This window comes from Nocardioides houyundeii, assembly GCF_002865585.1.
Lineage (GTDB): Bacteria > Actinomycetota > Actinomycetes > Propionibacteriales > Nocardioidaceae > Nocardioides > Nocardioides houyundeii.
Window position 1 is genome coordinate 2,878,366 of sequence record NZ_CP025581.1, and the last position, 17,087, is coordinate 2,895,452.

General features: G+C 72.9%; 16 protein-coding genes. 3 read left to right on the top strand and 13 right to left on the bottom strand.

The features are described from left to right. Nucleotides 1-27: 27 nt before the first annotated feature. The 9 genes from tsaD to glmS are packed head-to-tail and all read right to left on the bottom strand — an operon-like array spanning nucleotide 28 to nucleotide 8,941. Nucleotides 28-1,074, bottom strand: a complete 1,047-nt coding sequence (gene tsaD, locus C0R66_RS13740; RefSeq protein ID WP_101525181.1) for a tRNA (adenosine(37)-N6)-threonylcarbamoyltransferase complex transferase subunit TsaD — start codon at nucleotides 1,072-1,074, stop codon at nucleotides 28-30. Beyond that, complete coding sequence (gene rimI, locus C0R66_RS13745) at nucleotides 1,071-1,541, bottom strand: ribosomal protein S18-alanine N-acetyltransferase (RefSeq protein ID WP_101525182.1); 471 nt, start codon at nucleotides 1,539-1,541, stop codon at nucleotides 1,071-1,073. Before rimI ends, tsaD begins: the two co-directional genes overlap by 4 nt. Beyond that, on the bottom strand, nucleotides 1,538-2,203 hold the full coding sequence (gene tsaB, locus C0R66_RS13750; RefSeq protein WP_101525183.1) for a tRNA (adenosine(37)-N6)-threonylcarbamoyltransferase complex dimerization subunit type 1 TsaB: 666 nt from the start codon (nucleotides 2,201-2,203) through the stop codon (nucleotides 1,538-1,540). Before tsaB ends, rimI begins: the two co-directional genes overlap by 4 nt. Nucleotides 2,204-2,212: 9 nt before the next feature. Next, a complete protein-coding gene (gene tsaE / locus C0R66_RS13755) occupies nucleotides 2,213-3,106 on the bottom strand; it encodes a tRNA (adenosine(37)-N6)-threonylcarbamoyltransferase complex ATPase subunit type 1 TsaE (protein WP_240311543.1) in 894 nt (297 codons plus the stop codon). A 23-nt stretch (nucleotides 3,107-3,129) separates the two neighbouring features. Continuing rightward, nucleotides 3,130-4,188 carry an alpha/beta fold hydrolase gene (locus tag C0R66_RS13760; protein WP_241901443.1) on the bottom strand — a complete coding sequence of 353 codons (1,059 nt, stop codon included), beginning with the start codon at nucleotides 4,186-4,188 and terminating at the stop codon, nucleotides 3,130-3,132. Continuing rightward, nucleotides 4,185-5,324, bottom strand: a complete 1,140-nt coding sequence (alr, locus tag C0R66_RS13765) for an alanine racemase (RefSeq protein ID WP_338418195.1) — start codon at nucleotides 5,322-5,324, stop codon at nucleotides 4,185-4,187. Before alr ends, C0R66_RS13760 begins: the two co-directional genes overlap by 4 nt. Nucleotides 5,325-5,329: 5 nt before the next feature. Next, the gene (locus tag C0R66_RS13770; RefSeq protein ID WP_101525186.1) at nucleotides 5,330-6,730 is read right to left on the bottom strand and encodes an NAD(P)H-hydrate dehydratase; all 1,401 of its coding nucleotides are present in this window, start codon (nucleotides 6,728-6,730) and stop codon (nucleotides 5,330-5,332) included. A gap of 2 nt (nucleotides 6,731-6,732) precedes the next feature. Continuing rightward, nucleotides 6,733-7,086 (bottom strand): holo-ACP synthase, encoded by a 354-nt coding sequence (locus tag C0R66_RS13775; protein WP_101525187.1) that lies wholly within the window; start codon nucleotides 7,084-7,086, stop codon nucleotides 6,733-6,735. A gap of 10 nt (nucleotides 7,087-7,096) precedes the next feature. Next, on the bottom strand, nucleotides 7,097-8,941 hold the full coding sequence (gene glmS, locus C0R66_RS13780) for a glutamine--fructose-6-phosphate transaminase (isomerizing) (RefSeq protein WP_101525188.1): 1,845 nt from the start codon (nucleotides 8,939-8,941) through the stop codon (nucleotides 7,097-7,099). Nucleotides 8,942-8,985: 44 nt separating this feature from the next. Between glmS and coaA the strand changes: the two genes are divergently transcribed. Next, nucleotides 8,986-9,939 carry a type I pantothenate kinase gene (gene coaA, locus C0R66_RS13785; protein WP_101525189.1) on the top strand — a complete coding sequence of 318 codons (954 nt, stop codon included), beginning with the start codon at nucleotides 8,986-8,988 and terminating at the stop codon, nucleotides 9,937-9,939. 25 nt (nucleotides 9,940-9,964) lie between these two features. On the opposite strand, the gene glmM is transcribed toward coaA, so the two are convergent. From glmM to rplM, 3 genes are read right to left on the bottom strand one after another with little or no spacing between them, the layout of a single operon-like run. After that, nucleotides 9,965-11,311 (bottom strand): phosphoglucosamine mutase, encoded by a 1,347-nt coding sequence (glmM, locus tag C0R66_RS13790; RefSeq protein WP_101525190.1) that lies wholly within the window; start codon nucleotides 11,309-11,311, stop codon nucleotides 9,965-9,967. Between the two features lie 10 nt (nucleotides 11,312-11,321). Further along, the gene (rpsI, locus tag C0R66_RS13795; protein ID WP_101525191.1) at nucleotides 11,322-11,837 is read right to left on the bottom strand and encodes a 30S ribosomal protein S9; all 516 of its coding nucleotides are present in this window, start codon (nucleotides 11,835-11,837) and stop codon (nucleotides 11,322-11,324) included. A gap of 25 nt (nucleotides 11,838-11,862) precedes the next feature. Beyond that, the gene (gene rplM / locus C0R66_RS13800; RefSeq protein WP_101525192.1) at nucleotides 11,863-12,306 is read right to left on the bottom strand and encodes a 50S ribosomal protein L13; all 444 of its coding nucleotides are present in this window, start codon (nucleotides 12,304-12,306) and stop codon (nucleotides 11,863-11,865) included. A gap of 331 nt (nucleotides 12,307-12,637) precedes the next feature. Between rplM and C0R66_RS13805 the strand changes: the two genes are divergently transcribed. After that, on the top strand, nucleotides 12,638-13,969 hold the full coding sequence (locus tag C0R66_RS13805) for a citrate synthase (protein ID WP_101525193.1): 1,332 nt from the start codon (nucleotides 12,638-12,640) through the stop codon (nucleotides 13,967-13,969). Between the two features lie 63 nt (nucleotides 13,970-14,032). On the opposite strand, the gene C0R66_RS13810 is transcribed toward C0R66_RS13805, so the two are convergent. Beyond that, nucleotides 14,033-15,685: a phytoene desaturase family protein gene (locus C0R66_RS13810; RefSeq protein ID WP_199286691.1), complete on the bottom strand. Its 1,653-nt coding sequence runs from the start codon at nucleotides 15,683-15,685 to the stop codon at nucleotides 14,033-14,035. 164 nt (nucleotides 15,686-15,849) lie between these two features. Between C0R66_RS13810 and C0R66_RS13815 the strand changes: the two genes are divergently transcribed. After that, nucleotides 15,850-17,076, top strand: a complete 1,227-nt coding sequence (locus tag C0R66_RS13815) for a S1C family serine protease (RefSeq protein ID WP_241901444.1) — start codon at nucleotides 15,850-15,852, stop codon at nucleotides 17,074-17,076. The last annotated feature ends 11 nt before the right edge of the window (nucleotides 17,077-17,087 follow it).

Sequence of the window (17,087 nt, forward strand, 5' to 3'; positions counted from 1 at the left end):
CGGCGCGACGGAGCCGAGCGAGCGCCCTCAGGCCACGACCACGGTGATCGGCTGACTGGAGTCAGCCGGCAGGTCGAGGCTCGAGGGCGTTCGTCCGCGCGCCACGAGCTCGGACCCCAGGGCCGCGACCATCGCACCGTTGTCCGTGCACAGTCCGGGTCGCGGCACCCGCACCCGGATGCCCTTGGCGGCCGCGCGCTCCACCGCCATCGCCCGCAGGCGCGAGTTGGCGGCGACCCCGCCGCCGATGAGGATGTCCTCGATCCCGTGGGTCACCGCGGCGTCCAGCGCCTTGCGGGTCAGCACGTCGCACACGGCTTCCTGGAACGAGGCGGCGACGTCGTTGACGTCGACGGACTCGCCGGCGCGCTGCTTGGCCTCCACCCACCGGGCCACCGCCGTCTTGAGCCCGGAGAAGGAGAAGTCGTAGCGGTGCCGTTCCAGGTCCCGACGGGCGGTCAGGCCACGGGGGAAGTCGATGGCGACGCTGTTGCCGCTGCGGGCCGCCCGGTCGATGTGGGGACCGCCGGGGAACGGCAGCCCCAACAGCCGCGCGACCTTGTCGAAGGCCTCGCCCGCCGCGTCGTCGATGGTGGCGCCCAACGGCTCCACCCCCGTGGTGACGTCCTCCACCATCAGCAGGCTGGAGTGGCCCCCGGAGACGAGCATCGCCAGGCACGGCTCGGGAAGGGCGCCGTGCTCGAGCTGGTCGACCGCGACGTGCGCGGCCAGGTGGTTGACGCCGTACAGCGGCTTGCCCAGGCCCAGGGCCAGGGCCTTGGCGGCGGCGACGCCGACCAGCAGCGCGCCCGCGAGGCCGGGCCCGCTGGTCACCGCGATGGCATCGACGTCGCGCAGCTTGACGCCCGCGGTCTCGCAGGCGCGTTCGATGGTGGGCACCATGGCCTCGAGGTGGGCACGGCTGGCGACCTCGGGGACCACCCCGCCGAAGCGGGCATGCTCCTCGACGCTGGAGGCCACCGTGTCGGCCAGCAGCGTGTGACCGCGAACGATGCCCACGCCGGTCTCGTCGCACGAGGTCTCGATGCCCAGGATCAGTGGTTCCTCGCTCATGGGGCCATTCTCTCTGATCGGTGTGCGGCAGGCTGCAGCTGCAGCTGCAGCACCAGGGCGTCGGAGCCGTCGGCGTAGTAGCGCGGTCGGCGGTCGATCTGCTCGAACCCCGAGCGGGCGTAGAGCGCCCGCGCGGAGTCGTTGCCGGTGCTGACCTCGAGCAGCATCCGCTCCGCCCCGTCGGCGGCCGCCGCGTCCACCGCCGTGGCCAGCAGCGCGGTGGCGGTCCCCCGACGCTGCGCCCCCGCCCGTACGCCGATGCGCAGGAGCTCGGCGAAGTCGCCGACGTGGCCGGTCAGCACGTAGCCCAGGACGGTGCCGTCCTCGGTGCGCGCGACCCAGGCGCGCCGGCCGGGACCGGCGGAGAGCTCTGCGAACGCCTGTGCCGACCACGCCTGCTCGCCGAAGAGCTGGTCCTCCAGGTCACCCACCTGGTCCAGGTCGTGCTCACCGACGGGGACGATCACGAGCCGTCAGCCCCGGTGCGGGCCTGGGTCAGCACCGACTTCGGGGCGGCGCTCGCGACCGCGTCGGGCCGCCGCAGGTACAGCGGGTCGGGGTCCAGCAGCTCGGCGCGCTCCTCGGTCACCACCCGGGCGAGCCAGCCGGCGCTGGGCCGACCGGGACCCACCGGGTGCGGGAACGCCTCGGGGTAGAGCACCGCACCCTCCCCCACCACCGGCAGCCCGGTGGCCGCATCGGCGGGCTTGCGCACCTCGGGACCGTCGACCCGCACCCCGTCGACGTACCGGGCGAGGTAGACCTCCTTGCGCCGGGCGTCGGTGGCCACCAGGAACTCCCCGGCCGCGGCGCCGGAGTCGTAGGCCTCCACGGCCAGCACGTCCAGGGAGCACACGGCGTACACCGGGATCTCCAGGGCGAGCCCCAGGGTGCGGGCGGTCACCAGTCCGACGCGCAGCCCGGTGAACGGTCCGGGGCCGGCGCCGACCGCGATCGCGGTGAGGTCCTGGCGCACGATCCCCGCGTCGACCAGCACGCCGGCGATGAGCGGCGCGAGCTGCTCGCCGTGCTTCATGGCCCTGGTGGCGAGGCGCTCGGCCACCACGTCGGAGCCGTCGTGGAGGGCCACGGTGACGAGCGGGGTGGCGGTGTCGAAGGCAAGCAGCACGGTTCGAGGCTACTGCTGCGCCGGCCGGGCGCTGCCGTGCACCCAGCTCAGCTCCACGATCCGAGGGTCGAGGTCGCCGATCTCCTCGCCCCCCTCGGCGCGGCTGATCCGCACCTCCAGCCGGCGCTCGGCGAGCCCTTCGGCCAGCCCCTCCCCCCACTCCACGACGGTCACCGCCTCGTCCAGGGAGGTGTCCAGGTCGAGGTCGTCGAGCTCGGCCATGCCGCCCAGCCGGTAGGCGTCGACGTGCACCAGGTCGGGGCCGCCGACCAGGGAGGGATGGACCCGGGCGATCACGAACGTCGGGGAGGTGACGTCCCCACGCACCCCGAGCCCGGCGCCGAGCCCCTGGGTGAAGGTGGTCTTGCCCGCACCCAGTCCCCCGCTGAGCACCAGCAGGTCGCCGGGCTCCAGCAGCAGGCCCACCCGGCGGCCCAGGTCGCGCATCTGGTCGCCGTCGAGGATCGTGTGCCGCCTCGGGAGCTCCAGGCTGAGCTCCACGTACGGCGGGTGGCCGCCACGCTGCCGGAACCCCTGGGACTCCCAGAACCCCACGGTCGCGGGCAGCTCCTGGCGCGCCAGCACGGTGACGACCTGCTGCGCGGGTGCCGCCTGCACCGCTGCCTCGAGCAGCGCCCCGGCGACCCCCATGCCCTGGGCCGCGGGCAGCACGCCGAAGCGCCGCACGAACATGGTGCCGTCCGCAGGGTCCAGCAGCAGCGCGCCGACAGGGGCACCGTCCAGCCGGGCCAGGACCCCGTTGGCCCGCCCCAGGGCCCGCGAGATGCTCTGCGGGGTCTCCTCCAGGGCGGCCGCGGGCGGGTCGAGCCGAGGACGTGCGGCGAAGGCGGCGTGCACGACCGCGTGCACCTCCTCGGCCGCCTGGGCCCCGACGCGTTCCACGCTGAGGCCATCGGGCGCCGGGCTCACGTCGCGCGCTCCGCCACGAGCGCGCCGGCGCGGGAGATGAGCTCGTCGAGCTCGGCGTTGACGTCGTCGTGGCGCTCCAGGATCACCATGTGCCCGGCCCCCTGGGCCTCGAACAGGTCGGAGCCGTGGATCCGGGCGTGCAGCTTGCGGCTGTGCCCGATGCGCGTCACCTTGTCCTCGGTGCCGCAGATGATGGTGCACGGCGCGGCGGCCAGCGCCCCGAGATGCTCGAAGTGGTCCAGCGTCGCGAAGGCCGGGTAGAAGTCGGCGACCACCTCGAAGGGGGTGTCGTCGATCATGCCGAAGACGAAGTCCACGTAGCTGCGGGGCACGTCGTCCCCGAACGAGTAGAGGTCGGTGATCACCTGCGCCATGCGGTGCCCGGCCGCCCGGAAGCGGTCGACCATCAGGTGCCCGCGGTTCAGCAGCCGCACCGCCCGGGCCACCGCGCGCGCTCCCAGCCCCAGGGGCACCATGGGGAAGATGATGCGCCCCGGGTCCAGTCCTCCGGCGGTGCTGCCGATCAGGGCGGTCCCGACGATCTTGTCGCCGAACAGCTCGGGGAACTCCGAGGCGAGGGCGATCAGCGCCATGCCGCCCATGGAGTGGCTCACCACCACCACCGGCCCGGGGGCGCAGGTCTCGATCACCCGGCGGAGGTCCCGGCCGAGCTGCTCGAGGGTGCAGTTCTGCTGCGGGGACCGGGCGGACCTGCCGTGCGAGCGCTGGTCGTAGAAGACGGTGCGCACCTGTCCGCGGTAGGCCGCCCGCTGGAAGTGCCAGCAGTCGAGGTTCAGGGCGTAGCCGTGCACGAAGACGACGGTGAGGTCGTGGTTGCCGTCCGGTCCGGGCTCGTCGATCTCGACGTGCAGGTCGACGCCGTCGTCGGTGACGACCTTGAGACCGGGCGAGCGGAGCGTCCCGAACGGGGTGGCGTCGCCGGCGCCGCTGCGGGCGATCACCCGTTGCTGCTGCACCATCCGGGCCGCCGTGCCCGCGGCCGCGACCCCGAGGGCGCCGGCGGCCAGGCCCCACTTCTTGCCGCTGCTCCTCACCGGGGCTGCCCGCCCACGTGGCGACGCGCCAGCCTGCCGCCCAGTCGCGTCACGATCTCGTAGCTGATGGTGTCGCAGGCCTCGGCCCACTCCTGAGCGGTCGGCTCGCCCTGGTTGCCGGGGCCCAGCAGCACGAACTCGGTGCCCTCCTCGGGCAGGTCCCCCTCGAGGTCGACGAGCAGCTGGTCCATGCAGACCCGTCCCCGCAGCGGGCGTCGGCGGCCGGCGACCTGCACCTCCGCCCCGGGGCTGGCGGCCCGGGGAATGCCCTCGCCGTAGCCCACCGGGATCAGCGCCAGCGTGGTGTCGTGCTCCGCGGTCCAGGCGTGCCCGTAGGAGACGCCCGCCCCCGCGGGCACCGGCTTGACCATCGCCACCCGGCCCCGGACCGTCATCGCCGGCACCAGGCCCAGCTCGGGCAGGTGCCCGGGTGCGGGGTCGAGCCCGTAGAGCGCGATCCCGCAGCGCACCAGGTCGAACCGGACCGAGGGCCGCAGCACGGCGGCGGCGGAGTTGGCCAGGTGCCGCACCTCCGGCGCCAGGCCGGCCGCCTCGGCGACGGCGACGGCTTCCAGGAAGGCCACCTCCTGCACCTCGTTGACCGGTGAGTCCGGGTCGTCGGAGGAGACCAGGTGGCTCCAGATCCCGGTGACCCGGATCCGGCCCTCGCGCTCCAGCCGCCGGGCGTGCTCGGTCAGGGCGGGCCAGTCGGTCCGGAGGGCTCCGCCGCGGGAGAGGCCGGTGTCGATCTTCAGCTGCACCCGCGCGACCCGGCCGACCCGGTCGGCGGCCCGGGCGATCTCGTCGAGCGCGCGCGTGGAGTATGCCGAGAGGTCGACCTCCGCGCGCACCGCGTCGTCGTACCGCTCGCCGGGGACAGTCAGCCAGCACATCAGCCGACCGGTGTCCCCGTCGCGGCGCAGGGTCATCGCCTCGTCCAGCGTCGCGACGCCCAGCCAGTCGGCGCCGCCGCGGCGGGCCGCGCGGGCCACCTCGCACATCCCGTGTCCGTAGCCGTCGGCCTTGACCACCGCCATCAGCGCTGCGGGGGCGACCACGGCGCGGAGCACCTCGGCGTTGTGGGTGATGGCGTCCAGGTCGACGACGATCTCCGCTCGGGCCACCGGATCGGTCATGACTCTCATTCTCCCACCAGGGCGAGCACCTCGTTCACGGCAGGTCCCACGGCACCGGCCACGTCGCCGGCTCGCAGCGGTCCGCCGGCACCGGCGAGCTCGGCCGCCCTCCCGTGCAGCCAGGCCCCCACCGACGCCGCGTCGAGACCGGAGAGCCCGGACGCCAGCAGCGCGCCCACCACCCCGGCCAGCACGTCACCGGCGCCCGCGGTGGCCAGCCAGGGGGTGCCGGTGGTGTTGACCCGGACCGCACCCGAGGGGTCGGCCACCAGCGTGCGACGGCCCTTGAGCAGGACCGTGGCGTGCAGCGTCCGAGCGGCCTCGCGCGCGTGCCGCAGGGGCGCCGCCTCGACCTCGGGGCGCGCGACGCCGAGCAGCGTCGCCAGCTCCCCGGCGTGCGGGGTCAGCACCAGCCGGGCGCCGGAGGCCGACGGGGTCAGATGAGCCAGGGCGTCCGCGTCGACCACCACGGGCACCTGGTCGGCCAGGGCCGCGGCCAGGGCCGGGCCCGCCTGGTCGTCGCTGCCGGGCCCGACCACCCAGGCCTGCACGCGACCGTCCCCCACCACCTCGGGGCAGGTCGACCTGACCTGGCGCCCGACGGCCTCGGGACCGACGTAGCGGACCATGCCGGCGAGCCCGGACAGCGCGCCACGGACGCAGAGCACCGCGGCGCCGGCGTAGGTGGCAGAGCCGGCCCGGACGCCGACGACGCCGCGGCTGTACTTGTGCGCCGCGGCGTCGGGGCGGGGCAGCAGGCGCGCCACGTCCTCCGCCTCCAGGGCGCACACCTCCGGCTCGGGGAGCGCCAACCCCAGGTCGACGAGCCGGACGCGTCCTGCCGCGGCGGCCGCCGGGTCGACCAGGTGGGCGACCTTGTGGGTCCCGAAGGTCCACGTCTCCTCGGCCCGCACGTGGGGCCCGTCCAGCTCGCCGGAGTCGACGTCGACCCCGGAGGGGACGTCCACCGCGACCACCGGGATCCCCGCCAGGGCCTCGAGCGCGGCGGCGGCGTCCGGACGCAGCCCGGGACGGCCCCCGATGCCCACGATCCCGTCGACCACCAGGTCGGCGCCCAGGGCGACGGCCTCGTCGAGCTCGACCAGGCGCCCGCCCGCGGCGTGCAGCGCCGCCAGGCCCGCGGGATGCACCGCCGGCGCCAGCGCCAGCCCCCACACCTGGGCCCCGCGCCGCGCGAGCAGGGCACCGGCGTGCAGCGCGTCGCCGCCGTTGTCCCCGGGCCCGAGCAGCAGCAGCACCCGGGCGCCGTAGGTGCGGCCCAGGCGCTCCGCGAGCCCGGTGGCGAGCCCCGCGGCCGCCCGCGCCATCAGGGCGCCGTCGGGCAGCACGGCCAGGAGCTCGGCCTCCGCAGCCCGGACCTGGGCGACCGTGTGTGCCCGGAGCATCCCTAGCCCTCCAGCACCACGACGGCCGAGGCGATGCCCGCGTCGTGCGAGAGCGAGACGTGCACGTGGCCCACTCCGAGCGCGGCCGCCTGCGCGGCGACGGAGCCGCACAGCTCGAAGCGGGGACGCCCGGTGTCCTCCGAGACGATCTCCGCGTCGTGCCACGCCATCCCCACCGGGGCTCCCAGCGCCTTGGCGAGCGCCTCCTTGGCGGCGAACCGGGCGGCCAGGGAGGCCAGCGGCCGGGTCGCCTCCGCGGGCGTGAACAGCCGCTCCCGCAGTCCCGGGGTGCGCTCCAGGGAGGCGCCGAACCGAGCGATGTCGGCGACGTCGATGCCCACGCCCAGGACTGCCATCGGCCGCGTCCTACTCGACCGTGACGGACTTGGCCAGGTTGCGGGGCTGGTCGACGTCGTGACCCATCGCGGTGGCCAGCTCGCAGGCGAAGAGCTGCAGCGGCACCACCGCCACCAGGGGCTGGAGCAGCACCGGCACCCGGGGCAGCTCGATCAGCTCGTGCGCGTAGGGGCGGATCGACTCGTCCCCCTCCTCGGCGAGGCAGATGGTGTGGGCCCCCCGGGCGCGCACCTCCTGGATCCCGCTGAGCATCTTGTCGTGCAGCTGGTCCCGACCCCGCGGCGGCACGATGCACAGCACCGGCAGCCCTTCCTCGACCAGCGCGATGGGGCCGTGCTTGAGCTCGCCGGCGGCGAAGCCCTCGGCGTGGATGTAGGCCAGCTCCTTCAGCTTCAGCGCCCCCTCCAGGGCCACCGGGTAGCCGGCGTGGCGACCCAGGAAGAGCACCGACCGGGTGGCGACGTGGTGCCGGGCCAGGGCGTAGACCTGCTGGTCGTTGTCGAGCACGGTCTGGATGTGCGCCGGCATCTGGTCCAGCTGGTCGAGCACCTCGCCGATCTCGTCGCCGTAGCGGGTGCCCTTGACCTGCGCCAGGTAGAGGGCCAGCAGGTAGCAGGCCACGAGCTGGGTCACGTAGCCCTTGGTCGAGGCCACCCCGATCTCGGGGCCGGCATGGGTGTAGACGACGCCGTCGGACTCCCGCGGGATGGTCGAGCCGTTGGTGTTGCAGATGGCCAGCACCTTGGACCGCTGGACCCGGGCGTGCCGGATCGCCTGCAGCGTGTCGGCGGTCTCGCCGGACTGGCTGATCGCCACCACCAGCGTGGAGTGGGTCAGGATCGGGTCGCGGTAGCGGAACTCCGAGGCGAGCTCGACCTCCACCGAGATCCGGGTCCAGTGCTCGATCGCGTACTTGGCGACCATGCCGGCGTAGAACGAGGTGCCGGCCGCGATGATGATGATCTTGTCGATGTCGCGCAGCTCGTCGTCGGACAGGCGCATCTCGTCCAGCTGCAGCAGGCCCTCGGGGGTACGACGCCCCAGGAGCGCGTCGGCCACGGCCTTGGGCTGCTCGTAGATCTCCTTGCGCATGAACCAGTCGTGACCGTCCTTCTCGGCCGCCGTCAGGTCCCAGTCGACGTGGTACTGGCGGCCCTGCGCGGGCGTGCCGTCGAAGCCGCTGACCTCGACGCCGTCGCGGGTGATGGTGACGACCTGGTCCTGGTCGAGCTCGAGCGCCTCGCGGGTGTGGTCGATGAAGGCCGCGACGTCGGAGCCGAGGAAGTTCTCGCCCTCACCCAGGCCCACGACCAGCGGGGAGTTGCGCCGGGCCGCCACGACGCGCGAGGGGTCCGCTCCGTCGAGGGCGACCAGGGTGAAGGCGCCCTCCAGGCGACGGCACACCCGCTGCATCGCGGTCGTCAGGTCGTGCCCGGCCAGCACCTCGAGCTCCAGGAGGTGGGCCGCGATCTCGGTGTCGGTCTCGGAGTGCATCTCGTGGCCGGCCTGCTCGAGCTCGGTGCGCAGCGAGGCGAAGTTCTCGATGATGCCGTTGTGCACCACCGCGAGGCGGCCGGTCCGACCCAGGTGGGGGTGGGCGTTGACGTCGTTGGGGGCGCCGTGCGTGGCCCACCGGGTGTGCCCGATGCCGGAGGTGGACTCCGGGAGGGGCTCCTCGTCGATGGCCTTGACCAGGTTGGAGAGCTTGCCGGCCCTCTTCGCCGAGGCGACCGTGCCGTCGACTGCCAGCGCCACCCCGGCAGAGTCGTAGCCCCGGTACTCCAGCCGACGGAGTCCGTCGATGACCACGCTCTGGGCCTGCTTCTCTCCCACGTACCCCACGATTCCGCACATGGGCGGTGAGTCTAGTGCTCCGGGGCTTTGCAAGAATGCCCGCCATGTCCTCACCCGGCGACGAGTCCTCGCCGTACGTCGAGCTCCAGCGCGCCGCGTGGGCCTCTCTGGCCCCGGCGAGCGACGCCCCGCTCAGCCCGGAGGAGATCGGGCGGCTGCGCGGGCTCGGGGACTCCCTGGACCTGGGCGAGGTCGAGCAGGTGTACCTGCCGCTGTCCCGGCTGCTGTCGATGTACGTCGAGAGCGCCGGGCGGCTGCACCGGCGCCAGGAGGCGTTCCTGCACCGCCAGCACCCGCCGCGGACCCCGTTCGTGATCGGCATCGCCGGCTCCGTGGCGGTCGGCAAGTCGACCACCGCGCGGGTGCTCCAGCAGATGCTGGCCCACTGGCCCGAGCACCCCAACGTGGCCCTGGTGACCACCGACGGGTTCCTGCTGCCCAACGCCGAGCTGCAGCGACGCGGGATCCTGCACCGCAAGGGCTTCCCGGAGTCCTACGACCGCAAGGCGCTGCTGCGCTTCGTGATGAACATCAAGTCCGGCCGCGACGAGGTCGACGCCCCGACGTACTCCCACCTGGTCTACGACGTGCTGCCGCGCGAGCGGGTCACCGTCCGGCGGCCCGACATCGTGATCGTCGAGGGCCTCAACGTGCTGCAGCCCGCCCGGGTCCGCGACGACGGCAAGGTGGGGCTGGCAGTCAGCGACTTCTTCGACTTCTCCGTCTACGTCGACGCCGCGACCTCCGACATCCGCCGGTGGTACGTCGAGCGGTTCCTGCGGCTGCGCGAGACGGCGTTCCGCGACCCCGGGTCCTACTTCACCAAGTACGCCCAGCTCACCCACGAGCAGGCGGTCGCCGAGGCGGAGCGGATCTGGGACACCATCAACGGCCCCAACCTGGACCAGAACGTGCTGCCGACGCGGAGCCGGGCCACGCTGGTGCTGCGCAAGGACGCCGACCACTCGGTGCGCTACGTGCGACTCCGCCGTCTCTGAGGCCGGCCCGGGCCCGAGGGCCGGGTCACAGGGACAGCTGGCTCTTCACGACCTCGGCGAGCCGCGAGGCCACCTGCTCGGCCTCCTCGGCGGTGGGTGCCTCCACCATCACCCGCACCAGTGGCTCGGTGCCCGAGGGGCGCAGCAGCACCCGGCCGCGCTCGCCGAGCAGGGCCTCCTCCTCGGCGACGGCGGCCGCGAGGACCGCGTCCTCGTCGGCGCGGGACTTGTCGACGTTCGGGACGTTGAGGAGCACCTGGGGCAGGCGGGTCATCACGCTCGCCAGGTCCTTGAGGGTGCGTCCGGTGGTGACCATCCGCTCCATCACGTGCAGGGCGGTCAGGATGCCGTCGCCGGTGGTGGCGTGGTCGCTGAGGATCACGTGCCCCGACTGCTCGCCGCCGAGGGAGTAGCCCGAGAGCTTCATCGCCTCCAGCACGTAGCGGTCCCCCACCTTGGTCTGGCGCACGCCGATGTCGTGGGCGCGCATCGCGTTCACGAAGCCGAGGTTGCTCATCACGGTGGCGACCACGGTGTCGCGGGCGAGCCTGCCCTGGTCGGAGAGGGAGAGGGCGAGGATGGCCAGGATCTGGTCGCCGTCCACCACGGTGCCCTCGTGGTCCACCGCCAGGCACCGGTCTGCGTCCCCGTCGAGGCCGAAGCCCACGTCGGCTCCGTGCTCCAGGACGGCCGCCTGCAGGCTGCCCAGGTGGGTCGAGCCGCAGTTCTCGTTGATGTTGGTGCCATCGGGGTGGGCGTGGATGGCGATCACGGTCGCGCCCGCGTCCTCCAGGGCCCGGGGCGCGGCCTCCCAGGCTGCACCCTCGGCGCAGTCGACCACCACGGTGAGACCGGCCAGCGGGTGCTCGATGGTGCGCACCAGGTGGGCGGCGTACTCGCTCACCGCGGTGAGGTGGGGCGCGACCCGGCCGACTCCGGCACCGGTGGGGCGGTCCCAGGGCTCGCCCATGCGCTTCTCGATCGCCACCTCGAGGGCGTCGTCGAGCTTGTGCCCGCCGCGGGCCAGGAACTTGATGCCGTTGTCGGGCATCGCGTTGTGGGAGGCCGAGAGCATCACGCCCAGGTCGGCGTCCAGGGACCCCGTCAGGTACGCCGTACCCGGGGTGGGCAGCACGCCCAGCACCAGCACGTCGACCCCGGCCGAGGCCAGGCCGGCGACCACCGCGGCCTCGAGGAACTGCCCCGAGATGCGGGTGTCACGGCCGACGACGGCCAGGGGACGTTCCCGGGCGAACTCGCCCCGGTCCGCGAGCACGTGGGCCGCAGACACGGCGAGGTCCAGGGCCAGCTCCGCGGTCAGTAGACCGTTGGCCAGGCCCCGGACCCCGTCCGTGCCGAAAAGACGCGTCATGCAGTCGCGATCAGCGCTTGCTGAACTGCGGTGCCTTGCGGGCCTTCTTGAGACCAGCCTTCTTGCGCTCGATGACGCGCGCGTCACGAGTCAGCAGGCCGGCCTTCTTCAGGGTCGGACGGTTGGCCTCTTCGTCGATCGAGTTCAGGCAGCGAGCCACGCCGAGGCGCAGCGCTCCGGCCTGACCGGTGATGCCGCCGCCGTGGATCCGGGCGATGACGTCGAAGCGGCCCTCGAGCTGCAGGTTCGAGAACGGCTCGTTCACGACCTGCTGGTGCAGCTTGTTGGGGAAGTAGGAGTCCAGGGTGCGACCGTTGACGGTCCACTCGCCGGTGCCGGGCACGATGCGCACCCGGGCCACGGCCTCCTTGCGGCGGCCGGTGGCCGCAGCGGGGGCGATCGTCGCCGGGCGCAGCGGCGCGTCGGCCGACGGGGCGGACTCGGAGCTGTAGGCGACGCCCTGCTCGTTGGTCTCGAAGGTCTCCTCGACCTCAGCGGTCTCGGTGTTCTCGGTGGTCTCAGCCACGGTAATCCTCACTCGTCCTTGGAAGTTACTGGGAGATCTGCTGGATCTCGAACGGCTTGGCCTGCTGGGCCACGTGCGGGTGCTCGGGGCCGGCGTAGACCTTGAGCTTCTTGAGGATCTGGCGGCCGAGACGGTTCTTGGGGAGCATGCCCCAGACCGCGTTCTCGATGGCCTTGCGTGCGTCCTTCTCCAGCAGCTCGCCGAACGGCGTGGCGGAGAGACCACCCGGGTAGCCCGAGTGGCGGTAGGCGAGCTTGGTGACCTTCTTGTTGGCCGACAGGGCGACCTTGTCCGCGTTGATGATGATGACGAAGTCACCGACATCCATGTGCGGCGCGAAGATCGGCTTGTGCTTGCCTCGCAGGAGGTTGGCGGCCTGGACGGAGAGACGTCCGAGGACCACGTCGGTGGCGTCGATGACGTGCCACTCGCGCTGAATGTCAGCGGGCTTCGGGCTGTACGTGCGCACGGCGAGAACCTTCTCGTTCGTAGGTCCCGGCGGGAGGTGTCTCGCCGGGTGGGTGGAACCGCGGCTTCTGACGAACACGGCCCGGCTTGCCCGTCCCACCAGCGGACTGGAAGGGCGAGGTGTCCGGATCTGCGCCTGGGCGGTGAGGCCCGGACGCGGCAGGAGTCGCGACGATCAAGTGTAGGGCTGGATTCGGCGGCCCGACAAATCCCACTGCCGCGGGCGGGGCCGCTGAGCGCAAACGCCTACCCCCGCTTACGCCGGGCTCGGGTCGAGGACTAGGTTGTAGCAGACCTGACGACGTGAACAATACGTGCCTAAAGGAGCCGACGTGACTGACGCACCGGCCACCGATGCCCCGGCCACCGCCGGCGCATCCAAAGAGTCCCTCACCGTCCGTGACAACCGCACCGGCGTGGAGTACGACCTCAAGATCACTGACAACACCATCCGCGCTGCGGACCTGGGGCAGATCAAGCTGGGTGACCAGCCCGGGCTGGCCACCTACGACCCCGGCTTCGTCAACACTGCCTCGTGCCGCAGCTCGGTGACCTACATCGACGGCGACAAGGGCATCCTGGAGTACCGGGGCTATCCCATCGAGCAACTGGCCGAGAAGTCCAGCTTCCTCGAGGTCGCCTACCTGCTGATCCACGGCGCTCTGCCCACCAAGGCTGAGTACGACGCGTGGGAGCACGAGATCACCTACCACACGTTCGTGCACGAGAACGTGAAGTCCTTCATGGAGGGCTTCCGCTACGACGCCCACCCGATGGGCATGCTGATGGCATCGGTGGGGGCGCTGTCGACCTTCTACCCCGACGCCCGCAACATCACCGACCCGGACAACCGGCACATCCAGATGGTCCGGATGATCGCCAAGATGCCGACGCTGGGCGCCTGGTCGTTCCGGCACGCCCAGGGGAAGCCGTTCATCTACCCCGACAACGACCTCTCCTACACCGCCAACTTCCTCTCGATGCTCTTCAAGATGAGCGAGAAGAAGTACGGCGCGGACGAGCGGCTGGTCAAGGCGCTCGACACGCTCTTCATCCTGCACGCCGACCACGAGCAGAACGCCTCCACCAACGCCGTCCGCTCGGTCGGGTCCACCCAGGTGGACCCCTACTCCGCGGTCGCCGCCGGTGTCGGTGCGCTCTACGGCCCGCTGCACGGCGGGGCCAACGAGGCGGTGCTGCGGATGCTGCGCCGGATCGGCTCGAAGTCGAACATCCCGGCGTTCATCGAGGGCGTGAAGAACGGCAACGAGAAGCTCATGGGCTTCGGGCACCGGGTCTACAAGAACTACGACCCGCGCGCCAAGATCATCAAGAAGTCCGCCGAGGACGTCTTCGCGGTCACGGGCACCAACCCGCTGCTGGAGATCGCGCTGGAGCTGGAGAAGATCGCGCTCGAGGACGAGTACTTCGTCAAGCGGCGCCTCTACCCCAACGTGGACTTCTACTCCGGCCTCATCTACGAGGCCTTCCAGTTCCCGCCGGAGATGTTCACCGTGCTGTTCGCCATCGGTCGCACCCCGGGCTGGCTGGCGCAGTGGCTGGAGCTGGTGCAGGACAAGGACCAGAAGATCGCCCGGCCCAAGCAGATCTACACCGGAGAGCGGGGCCTCGACTTCGTCCCGAGCTCCGAGCGCTGGGCCTGACCCAGACGCACCGCGACAGCCCCGCACGTCCCGACCGGGACGGGCGGGGCTGTTGCCATTGCCTCACTCCCGCAGCAGCCGCTGCCACGCGGTGCGCCCCAGGGCCCGGCGCAGCCCGCCGGTGGGGCCCGCGGCGCCGAGCGCGGCGCGCGCCGCGTTCCAGCCGCACGCCCCGTGCACGCCACCACCGGGGTGGGCCGAGGCGCTGGCCAGGAAGAGACCGGGCACCGGGGTCTCGGGGCGTCCCAGACCGGGCACCGGCCGCAGCACCAGCTGCTGGTGCAGCGCCGAGGTCCCGGCGTTGATGGCGCCCTGGACCAGGTTGGCGTCGGCGGCCTCGAGGTCACCGGGCGACTGCACCAGGCGTGCCACCTGACGACCCCCGAAGCCCGGCGCGACCCGCTCGATCGCGGCCTCGATCCGCGCCACGTGCGCCGCGACCCGGTCCGCGCCCCAGTCCCCGTGCGGCACGTGCGTGTAGGCCCAGGCCGACTCGGTCCCCGCCGGGGACCGGGTCGGGTCCGAGGTGGTCATCTGGCCGAAGAGCACGAACGGGCGCTCCGGCGTCCGCCTGAGCGAGAGGTCTGCCGCGAACTCCACGAAGCCGTCCACGTCGACCCCGAGGTGCACGGTCCCCGCCGAGCGCGCCCGCTCGGCGGTCCAGGGCACCGGGCCGTCCAGGGCCCAGTTGACCTTGATGGTGGAGCTGTCCCACTGGAACCGCTCCAGGTCGCGCAGCAGCCGGGCCGGCAGCGGCGTGCCGGCGAGCAGCTGCTGGTAGAGCGCGGGAGCGGCCACGTCCGCGAGCACCGCTCGCCGCGCCCGGATCGACGTACCGTCGGCCAGCCGTACGCCGCTCGCCCGCCCGCCGGAGGTGGTCACCGTCTCCACGGCCACCCCGGTGCGCACCTGGACCCCGACCGACTCCGCGCGGCGCCGCAGCGCCGTCGCCAGCTGCCCGGCGCCACCTTGGGGCACCGGGAACCCCACGTCCTGGGCGAGCATGGTCAGCAGCCACCCGAACAGCGCGCTGCCAGCCGCGTCGGGCGGTACGTCGCTGTGCAGGGCGTTGCCGGTGAGCAGCAGCGGCGCCGCGTCCCCGACGAACCGCTCCTCGCCCAGCCGGCGTACCGGCATCACCGCGAGGCGGGCGAAGTCGAACGTCCCGGCGGAGCCGAGGCGGCGCAGCATGCGCAAGCCCGCGGCCACGGGCGGGAAGGGCGTGAAGAGGGCGTCGAGCAGGGGGTCGCGCAGCTGCTGCCACCCCGCCACCAGCTCCATCCAGGCGTCCCCGTCGCCGGGGCCGGCGGTCTCCAGGAGCTCGGCGGTCTCGACGGCGTCGCGACAGAGCACGGCGGCGCGACCGTCCTCGGTGACGTGCGCCAAGGGGTGCGGCGCCCGGCACCAGCGCAGCCCGTGCTGCTCGAGGTGGAGGTCGGCGATGATCGGACTGGCCGCAGCCAGCGGGTAGAAGGCGCTGAACATGTCCGAGACGTAGCCCGGGGCCACCGCCTCGGCGCTGCGCACCGCTCCCCCGACCTCGTCCTGCGCCTCCACCAGGACCACGTCCCAGCCGGCGTCGCCCAGCGCGTTCGCGGCGACCAGACCGTTGGGGCCGGCGCCGATCACCACCGCGTCGACCGCCAGGTCGACGCCCCCGTCTCCCCCCGGAGCAGTCCCCGGGTGAACCACTGAGTCAGCAGCCACGGTCGTCATCGCCCACCTCCATCAGCGGCGTACCCGCCTGCGCGCCGCAGCAATCGGCGCCGGCGTCACGGTGTCGCCCCGCACGGTGCGGTGCGGGCGCGTCCGCCGGGTTCCAAGCGGGCGCCCAGAGAAGTCTCAGCCGGTTCACAGGCTCGACTGGCATGCTGACGGGCATGAGTGAGACCCCGCCGCCCAGCTACTACGGTTCACCTCAGCAAGGTCCCGACCCGACCCCGCAGCCGCGCCCGGACGGGGGCGGCCCCGGACGATCGCGGGGCACCGGGCTCGCCGTCGGGGTGCTCGTGGGCGCGCTGCTGCTCGGCGGCGCCGCAGGCGTGGGCGGTGCCGCGGCGTACGACCAGTGGTGGGACGACGACAACGGCGCAAGCTCCGCCCCGGACCGGAGCACTCCCTCGCGCAGCGACACCGGCAGCTCGGACAGCGACGCCGGCGTGGAGGGCGTGGAGGGCGTGGAGGGCGTGGCCGAGGAGGTGCTGCCCTCGGTGGTGCGCATCGACGTCGAGACCAGCGACGGCGGGGGTTCGGGCAGCGGGATCATCCTCACCGAGACCGGCCGGATCCTGACCAACAACCACGTGATCGAGGGTGCCGCCGGCAACGGGGCCATCACCGTCTCCTTCTCGGACGGGACGCGCGCCTCGGCCGAGGTGCTGGGCGCCGACCCGCTCACCGACACCGCGGTGATCCAGGCCGAGGACGTCTCGGGCCAGACCCCGGCGGCCATCGGCAACTCCGACGACCTGCGCGTGGGCCAGCCGGTGGTGGCCATCGGCTCCCCGTTCGGGCTGGACGCCACGGTCACCTACGGCATCGTCAGCGCGCTGGCGCGGCCGGTCAACGTCGGCGCCGCGGACAACGCGGGCAACACCACCACCTACCCCGCCATCCAGACCGACGCTGCCATCAACCCGGGCAACTCCGGTGGTCCGCTGGTCGACCTCGACGGTCGGGTGGTGGGCATCAACTCCTCCATCCGGACCGCCTCGGACTCCACCAGCGGCCAGTCCGGCTCCATCGGCCTGGGCTTCGCCATCCCGATCGATGACATCCTGCCGGTCATCGACCAGATGGCCAAGGGCGAGACCCCGACCCACGCGCGGATGGGCGTCCAGGTCACCGACGCCGCCACCGCCGGGAACAGCGACGCGCCGGGGGCGCTGATCCGCAGCGTGACACCGGGATCGAGCGCCGCCAAGGCCGGCCTCGAGGACGGCGACATCATCACCGGCATCGACGGCCAGCCGATCGACAGCGCCGACGACCTGGTCGCCACGGTCCGCACCTACCGCCCCGGCGACGAGGTCGAGCTGACCTACGAGCGGGACGGCAAGGAGGAGAGCACCCAGCTGGTGCTCGACTCGGACGGGGACTCCGACTGACCTGCTGCCGC